11 protein-coding genes are annotated in these 8,293 nt (G+C 55.4%); 10 read left to right on the plus strand and 1 reads right to left on the minus strand.

The window, feature by feature from the left end; genetic code table 11:
- The 8 genes from IPQ00_03220 to IPQ00_03255 all read left to right on the plus strand — a co-directional run.
- Nucleotides 1-447: sensor histidine kinase (locus IPQ00_03220; GenBank protein ID MBL0239576.1), on the plus strand; the 447-nt coding region annotated here is incomplete at its 5' end.
- A 316-nt stretch (nucleotides 448-763) separates the two neighbouring features.
- Nucleotides 764-1,321, plus strand: a complete 558-nt coding sequence (locus IPQ00_03225; GenBank protein MBL0239577.1) for a hypothetical protein — start codon at nucleotides 764-766, stop codon at nucleotides 1,319-1,321.
- Complete coding sequence (locus IPQ00_03230; protein MBL0239578.1) at nucleotides 1,290-1,949, plus strand: hypothetical protein; 660 nt, start codon at nucleotides 1,290-1,292, stop codon at nucleotides 1,947-1,949. Before IPQ00_03225 ends, IPQ00_03230 begins: the two co-directional genes overlap by 32 nt.
- A gap of 106 nt (nucleotides 1,950-2,055) precedes the next feature.
- Nucleotides 2,056-2,589 carry a hypothetical protein gene (locus IPQ00_03235; GenBank protein ID MBL0239579.1) on the plus strand — a complete coding sequence of 178 codons (534 nt, stop codon included), beginning with the start codon at nucleotides 2,056-2,058 and terminating at the stop codon, nucleotides 2,587-2,589.
- Nucleotides 2,590-2,804: 215 nt separating this feature from the next.
- A complete protein-coding gene (locus IPQ00_03240; GenBank protein MBL0239580.1) occupies nucleotides 2,805-3,875 on the plus strand; it encodes a hypothetical protein in 1,071 nt (356 codons plus the stop codon).
- A 155-nt stretch (nucleotides 3,876-4,030) separates the two neighbouring features.
- Entirely contained in the window at nucleotides 4,031-4,660 is a 630-nt protein-coding gene (locus IPQ00_03245; protein ID MBL0239581.1) for a hypothetical protein, read from the plus strand.
- Nucleotides 4,653-5,420, plus strand: a complete 768-nt coding sequence (locus IPQ00_03250; GenBank protein ID MBL0239582.1) for a hypothetical protein — start codon at nucleotides 4,653-4,655, stop codon at nucleotides 5,418-5,420. The genes IPQ00_03245 and IPQ00_03250 overlap by 8 nt, the downstream gene beginning before the upstream one ends.
- 219 nt (nucleotides 5,421-5,639) lie before the next feature.
- Nucleotides 5,640-6,179 (plus strand): hypothetical protein, encoded by a 540-nt coding sequence (locus IPQ00_03255; GenBank protein MBL0239583.1) that lies wholly within the window; start codon nucleotides 5,640-5,642, stop codon nucleotides 6,177-6,179.
- Here IPQ00_03255 and IPQ00_03260 read toward each other — a convergent pair.
- Nucleotides 6,143-6,478, minus strand: a complete 336-nt coding sequence (locus IPQ00_03260; GenBank protein MBL0239584.1) for a hypothetical protein — start codon at nucleotides 6,476-6,478, stop codon at nucleotides 6,143-6,145. The genes IPQ00_03255 and IPQ00_03260 overlap by 37 nt on opposite strands.
- 286 nt (nucleotides 6,479-6,764) lie before the next feature.
- Between IPQ00_03260 and IPQ00_03265 the strand changes: the two genes are divergently transcribed.
- Complete coding sequence (locus IPQ00_03265) at nucleotides 6,765-7,289, plus strand: hypothetical protein (protein ID MBL0239585.1); 525 nt, start codon at nucleotides 6,765-6,767, stop codon at nucleotides 7,287-7,289.
- A partial coding sequence (locus IPQ00_03270) for a DNA translocase FtsK (protein MBL0239586.1) occupies nucleotides 7,264-8,293 on the plus strand: 1,030 nt, incomplete at its 3' end. The genes IPQ00_03265 and IPQ00_03270, both read left to right, overlap by 26 nt.

Here is an 8,293-nt window from a genome sequence, read left to right on the forward strand (position 1 = left end):
ATCGCCCAGTTCGAACGTCACGATGTCGAATACACCTTGTCCAGCTGGTCTGATTTTGATGCAATCGGGTTTGTAATTGAGGGCCACGTCGTTCAGATTCTGGAGAATTTGATCAGCAATTCCATCTACTGGCTCGACCTGGAAAAGAAAGAGCACCCTGCATTTCAACCGAAAATTAGAATCGCGATCCTCAGCAATCCGACACGGATCATTTATGCAGACAACGGCCCAGGTATCCCAAAGAGTCGCCGAGAATCCGTGTTTGAACCGTTCTTTTCGACGAAGAGCAGCTCTAAGTCCAGAAGACAGGGCCTAGGACTGTATATCGCCCGACAGTGCGCGGAAATGATGGGCGGCTCGCTGAGTCTGGTCGACATCGGAAAACCGCATGAAAATCGATTTAATACATTTCAACTCGAATTAAAAGAGGACGTCGATGAGTCTTAAGGAGCTTATGGCGGAGCGCAACATCACATGTGCCCATATTGTTGATGATGCGTTCGATTCATCTCCAACGTCGCCGCTAACCTCCTGAAGAAATCCAGACTGTTCTGGATAATATCGACGACGACGCACTCAACAGCGTCTGCACTGTGCTTAGCTTGCAGCCTGGCGATGAAGATGGCGTACGGGAAAGCCTGCATGGGATCGACAGCACACTGGCGTTGTATCGGCGACGCACGGAGTTGGCCCCGCAGCGGCATCTGCTTTATTCGATCAATTCACGTTATTCGCAGAGGGGAAGCGCGCTCAGCTTAAGCCATTGCTTGAATTGCTGAACAATGCCGGTATCAAATGTGAGATTTTCGGCAGCGATTACGACCCCAAAGGTAGCACTGCGCCTCATGTGGTTTTTGTTGATCTTAAGCTGAAAGAAGGCATCGCGGGCTCGCCCAGGCATGAAGATGCGGTAGAGGTCTGCACCAAGCTGAAGGCCGAGCACCCAGAGAGCCGGCCTTTTGTGTTCTTGATGTCATCCTTGCCGCTGGCCCTAGGTCAGAAGCGTGAGGAGTTCAGAAAGGGCGCAGAACTCTTTCAATCCGAGTTCGACGACATCGACAAGGCGACGTTTTCGAATGCGGATGAACTCGAGCGGATTCTTGCCAGCTATACCAAGTCGTTAGACCAGCTTTCTGCACTCAGAAGAAGCATGGAAGACGTGGCTTCCGCCGTCTATCAGGCCGGAAAGAACGTGATGGCGGAGTTGAGAGCTCTGGACCTGGCAGATTACTTTGTCCTGTATCACAACACCGCTGCCGTCGAGAAAACCCCAACTAGGTACATACATCGTGGAATTGCTCCTCGAGTATTTGGCGCATGAGGTTGAGGGCCAAGCCAAGGTTTGGGACTTGGCGAAGGTTCTGGATAGTCTGAACGTTGAAGCGCTTCCGCGAGCCCGGTTCGGTATTACGCCTGCTGCTGCCAAGCTGTGTTCGGCGAATATGCTGCACTCCGAGGCAATGCTTTTGGCGGAAGACGACAACAAGAACGGTCCAGCAAATGGCCATTTCTTTACCGGCGATATCTTCTTTGAAGCCCAGTCCTTGAATCTACCAACGCCCACACGGGCCTTTGCGATCATTACCCCGGCTTGCGATCTGGTCCGTCCCGACCGATTGAAGGGGAAGAGTATTCTCCTCTGTGAGGGAGAAGTTAAGGATTTTGAGACCGGCGCTAATCTGATTGCGGGCGACGACCTCCCGATCGTTGTCATGAAGAATCCGCGTTCGCCGGAAAAGCTCATTACGATCGAGTGGAAAAAGAAGAAGTTGCATATATGGGACGACGAAGATCGCGCGTGGGCCCGCGGATCCGCAAAGTGTTCTACGCTCGTGAAAAGGACGTTTGCGGCCTGTTTTTGCATTGCAATTGCAGCGTGCGGTGACGTCCGACCTGAGCAGAGTCGGTACGCAGAAACCGCCGAATGCCCTTGTCCCGCACCGCATTAAGTGCTTTGTATCCGACGGTGAAAGATGGCGGGAGATTTATGCGGACGACAAATCCGACGCTGCTGCATTGTCGCGATGGGACGATGAACATCGCAAGAAGTGGCTGATGTACATCATTTCTGATCCAACTTTGCATAAAGTCATGGCGGCTCTGTCCATCTGGTTAAAGGAACATCCGACCGTCCCAGGGAAAGCTACGCTGGATATGGTGTTGGGTGAGGATGTGCCGGAAGTTATCCGGGGACATAAGCAAAAGGTTCCCGAGAAAGCTTCCCCGAAGGCGCCGCTTGATGTGACCGCGTATCCATTTGCCGAAAAGTGGAATGGACAAGGTAAAGCTGTTGCTCTTGTGCCGGCGCGAAGTGCGTCCCCATATAGCAACATTGCGGACGAACAAAAGGTAGGGGGTGATAAGCCGGCGCTCATTGTCTTTATATTCGCAACGGCCACGGAGGATGAGTCCTCCACCGAGGATACCTTGATTGCTGCACCGGACGCCGCTTCGGATCAGGTGCATGAGGTCGCTGCAACGGCGGTAGATGCTGCACCGGTGGGAGGAAACCAACAGCCAGCGACAGTTGCGGAGGTGGGAAACGCTGGAGCTGCAGAAGTGGCTGCAACGCAATCCAGATATGATTAACTGTGAGTGAGCGTTGCGATCTCGCGCCCGAAGCTGCCTTGGGTTTCCTCGGTGGTGGTTATTCTTGCTCGGCTACGTCCACGCTAAACGGCGTGAAATTGGTGCTCCTGTCGGTGTAGTTCTCGGAATCCCATAAGAGTGTTGATCTTAGCGTTTGCTGAGTCAGAATTGGAGTGCAAAAATCTCCGGAAAATTACTTTAATGCTGTTGGAGAAATGATGATGACGATCGACGCCGAAAAATGGATCAGCTTCGTCAGGCAATACGGCCCTCTCGCGCGCAACGCGAACATGTACGACGAGGAGATTCGACGCTGGTCGAAGAAGCTCAACGTCACTCCCATCGCCTTCGAACATCCGCTCAGTCGCGACGTACTCGCCTCCTTCACTGACCGCAAAGAAGGCCACGGCGGCGTTGTCATACTCACCGGCACAGCTGGCGACGGCAAAAGCTACCTCTGCTACCAAGTCTGGGAAGCGTTGGGAGGCTCACCCGACGCCTGGGCCAGCAATACGTCCTATTTCAAGCTGCCTGTGACTATCAATGGTCACACCTATACGCTTCACCTCATTCGTGACCTGACCCCGTTCTGCAAGAATGATCCTGACGGGTCCAAAGCTCAGCTTCTGCAGGAACTGAGTTCTGCGTTATTCGAGCCCTCGTCCAACCTATTCTTAGTCGCCGCAAATGATGGGCCGCTCGTCGAAAACTGGCGCAAGCTCGGCACCCACGGCGCTTCGCAGCGCGCCTTGGCGCTATTCGAAGCACGGCTCATGAATGACGAAGATCCAGAGCCGACCGGCCGCCTGCATTTTTTCAATCTCAGCGCCGTGTCCAGTGCGCGCGTACTGACACTTTGTCTCGACTCACTCCTAAGCCACGATGGGTGGCAGAGTTGCTATGCTGCAGCGCAACCGAACGGATTCTTCGGCCCCAGATGCCCGATCAGGCACAATTTTGAGCTTTTAAGCGACCCGCTCGTACGTTCCCGCCTTGTAGCGCTATTCCGGCTATTGGACTTCAACGAGCTCCACACGCCGATCCGACGCGTCCTTTTACTGCTTGCCAACGCTATCCTAGGCCATCCAGCAGCCAAGGACGGACTCATGTCTGCTTCTAACGTGCCCAAGATCATCGACGCTGGAGAAACCCACAGGGCGAACCTCTTCTCCAATCTCTTTGGTGCCAATCTAAAGAGCGCGAAACGCGATGCGCAAGAAATTTTCGACTATCTCTGTCGGTTCGGCATCGGTTTTGGGACCACGAACCTGATCGATAAAACCTGATTTTCGGTTCGGAAGACGAGAACGTCACCCAACATTTTCATGACCTGCTTGAGGTCGACGGCTTCTACGGTGCAACCGAACGATATCGCGGCGAGCAACGCCGCTATATCGAGACGCCAGAGGCGCAGAACGGTGACCGGCACGCCTTCCTGGACATGCTCGTTGACCAAAGGCGCGGGCTGTTTTTCAAGATTCCAGATGCAGACGCCAACGAACTGAAACTTTGGCGTTTAACCGTTTTTCATAGCGCTGGCGAATATCTTCACGATGTCTCGCAACCGCTAAATGACGGCCGGCGTGTTTCGCGTCAAACGGTCAGCAAGCTCGTAAATGGGCTCAACCGCATTTTCACTGGACTCCTTACCACGACAAAGAGCGAGCTGCTGTTAGCGACCAGTCTGTCGCACTCCGGCGCCAAGATTAGCCAACTGCTCGAAGACAAAGTCGCCATCAACTCCCACGGGCGTGTGGAGCGAGTCGAAATGGCCCTGTGCCGCGAATTTCCGCATCTCATCGTGACGCTGCCCAACGGGCAAACGAGATCGCTGGCACTCAACCTCACCCGCTACGAATTCCTCATGCGCGTGAGCGAAGGCGCGCTGCCAGGCAATTTCTCTCGCGAATGCTACGAGGATCTGCTGGCGTTCAAGAGCGCACTTCTCTCGGCTGCGGCAATCGGCCGCCATACCCTGGACGACGATGACAATGGACTTATATTCCGGCTTCTCGCCCTGGATATCAGCGGCAGCGCCATCGACCAAGTCGTAGAGATCTCAAATGACTGAAATCGTCCAGCTTCCTCCGCCGCCGGCGAGCTATCATGATGACAACGACATGTGGCTCGACGAGCAGATTTGGGGCCATCGACTTTGGGAGCAGGATCCATGGCTCCTATTCCTCGAATTTCTCTCGGTCGCAGAAGCTTCGCATGCAACCGGACAGCTATTCGCAGCCGACGCGACGCAATTTCCATTCAGCTTCCGGCCGGCGCAACGGCCCTATCTGCGCAATCTCTTGTTCAACAACGACAAGCTGCTGGAGATCGCCGATCGTTATCCCGACAACGAAACCGCATGGGCTAAATGGCTGGAGTGGATGCAGAGCAACTCCAAAATGGTCGCTCACCGCGACTTTTCTTACCTCAAGAACAGATTTCAGAACTTCGAACAGCTCGTCAAAGTCATTGAAATGCTGCGCTCTGCGACGATCGAAAGCAGCATAAATAAGAGATGGAGTTCGCGCTTCGTATTCCCGTTCGGGCGCCATGCGATTTATGAAGACCTCAACACTGAGGGTAACCGCGAATACATCAATTTCACGCGCAACGGCGATCTGCTTTATCAGATGCTCGCGCGATCAAGCGCTGCGCCCGAACTCGCGCGACATTTTGCACATCTGTTCGAGCGGCGTGACTCCTGTGATCGCCTGACAGAACTCATCCAGCCGGAAGTCGCAGAGGAGCGGCATACGCGAAGCGGCAGCTACTGCCTTACGCCAAGCATCCCGCCTTTGACGTGCTGGCCCAGGATTGGCTGGCCGTTCTAGAGCTTCAGCTCCCGAGATTCGACGCCTATCCCTACCTGACGATCCTGGGAGCACTGCATATCACCCTTTATCAGCTGCAGGTAGCGGCCCACGTCTGCGACAAACCCAAGCCCCACTTCATTTGCGAAGTTGTCGCGCCCAAGAAGACGCTTGTCCGCGAGCTTTCCGCAGGCAATTACATCGCGAACAACCAACTATCGCTTTCGGCTGTCGAGACCTATGTGCGAAACATTGGCAAGTCGCCGGAATGGATCGTTGCGGCGGCAGAGCAGTCGGGAGTTGGAGCATGTCGTGAAATCATGCGAGAAAAAGTTCGCTGGCCCGACGAGGACTACACCGGGCCAGTCGATCCTGATGTTCTCCTCGAAAATCTGCGTCACACAGCGCAGCGGCGCCATCGCCAGCATACGGCGAACGTCCACAACAGCCTGGGACGGGGCGCAGGGCTGGTCTCGCGTCGCGGTACCAATCGGCTGCGTTACGCACCAAACCGACGAACTCCTCAAAGCCTTAATCCTCGCCAACGTTCCGGTCCGCATGGACTATGGCCAATTCCTTGGCCGCCTCTACGACCGCTACGGCCTCGTCTTTGGGGAGCAAGAGGGACAGCTTGCCATTACGACGGAGGACTTTGACAAGCGCGCGTTTCAAGCCAATGCCTCGCGGCTCGAAAATCGCCTCAAGACCATCGGCATGCTGCGGCGGCTCTCCGACGCCTGCGCCTATGTCGAAAATCCCTTGCGGAGATCCGCAGTATGAACGTCGCCTCGCTCGTCGGCGCAGTCGCCGCCGCCTATCTCCGCGAAGAACTCCAGGCCGACACGGGCGCAGTGCAGTCGACTGCGCGCTACGTGCTCAATCTCAGCGCCGAACAGGTTGCGGCCGTCGCACGCGCCGTGCTCGCGGATCCGTTTCTCGATGACCGCATCGACATCAAGCTGCCGATCTCGCTTGTGAGCGGCCAAGGTCTGCCCGAAGAGACGCTGACGACCGAAGGTGCCACCTACTATCGAAACGCTGATTGTCCGAAGGCTGCCTATCGCTGCGAACACGAACATGGCGAAGACGCCTCGATCCGTGAAATTGCGAAACTTGGCCCTCCTGAGCTACTCGAGCGAATTGACCTTTGGGTTCGCGAGGCATCAAAAGGCCTGCCTATTGCTCAGGAACAGCAAAATGGTGGGCAAAAGCGCTGGCAGGACTCCGCGATCTTCGAATCGTCTCGATCGACCGCTTTGCGGCCTACATCTTGCGAACCCGCCGGGAAAACGAGGAGTCCGGTCGCCCAATCATCGACGCGCTGGGCGCCGCAATGCCGGCGCTGCGTCTCCCCAATGACCCTGCGTGCTTCGGAAGCCTCAAAGAGCGCCAGCGCGCCATGTATCGGCATGGAAGCAGCAATTCAACAACGCTCACAAGAGGCGATCTGGACCGCTCCTCAAGCAGACCTCAAGCCAGCTTCTACTTACCGAAGAAGACCTGCGCAACGCTTTCGAAAAGGTTGCGCACCAGATCCCAAATGTCTGCCATCCCGCGATCGAAGCTTTTATCGGGGCGCCCAGCGGCTGGAACGCCCAGGCCGAAGCTTTAGCAGAACAAGATTGGGAGCAAATTAAGCCGATCTTCGATGGCCTGCAGCGCGAGAAATTCAACCTTGGCAAGGACACGCTTGAGTTCTTCAGTGAGCTCGAAGAAGACAAGCTAGAGGATGAGGAGCTGGAATACCTCAAGCTCTTGTCCAAGCGGTCGGAAAAAATCGATGAAGATACAGAGTTCTATGAAGCCCACCGTAGCGAAATCAAAGACGACAAGAAACTGAAGTCGGCTTGGGATCGCTTCGTATATGGCCGCCCCATCGAAACGACTTGACTTCATCGCCGGAATTTGCGCGGTCATGGAGCCACTTTACAACCGCATGCCGACGGGCGATCAGCGCAAGCTGAAAATAAAATGCGAATCGGCGACAAAGAGAGACCTGCGATCTCTCAACTATGAAGCCGGTCTCTATTTCGCGCACCGCTACGCCGGCCTACGTCGGCTGTTCGGCCGAATGATCGACTGGGATGTCGGTGATCTTTTCGAATTCGACAAGCTTGTCGCCGACTGGAAAAAGGCCGACAAGGCTAAAAACAAGCTCAACACGTCCACCGCCAAACCGGCCCTGCAGCTCAAATTCGTCGTCGAATTGGAGACAACGACCGATGGTGACAGCATCCAAAAGCATTCCACGCAGTTAATCTGGCGCTATAACCCCTCATACGTCGCGAGCCAACTGATCGACGACTGGGGGCGGCTGACCCAAAATCCCTTCACGGCCTGCCGCACGCAGCGTGAATTCACCGCCGATAAAACGATCGATTTGGCCAACGTAAAGACGTTCATGCCGGCGTTCGATCGCGATCGTGGCTCGTTCGTACCGACACCCAAGCCTGACCGGAATCTCGACGCACTTTGGCGCAAGAATCTCGACGAGTGCGTTGATCAAGCCTATCTGTCCGCCCGAGATGCCAAGACGTTGGGTGAGGCATTTACAACTTTTGAAAGCGCCTACAAGCTCTCAATCGTCGACTTTTCGACCAAAGGAGGCGGCACCGACTCCGTCCTCAATCAGACGACAGCATACGCTGCGCTGCTCGACGCCGTCCTTACCCTCGCCAAGGGCGATCGAAATCGCGATAAACTGCTTAAGCCACTACTCATGATTGGCGTCGCGCCAATCGACGGCGGCAGGCCGGCGGCCGTCGTCGCGCCCTGGCATCCGATGCGTCTGGCGGCCATATGGCGGAAGTCCAAGCTCGCCGTCGATCTCGTTAAACAGATTCTCGGCAGTGTCGAGGCGGAGGGCGATCCCAAGCTGTTTTTCCGCGATCTCG

The organism is Chloracidobacterium sp. (assembly GCA_016720705.1).
GTDB lineage: Bacteria > Acidobacteriota > Blastocatellia > Pyrinomonadales > Pyrinomonadaceae > OLB17.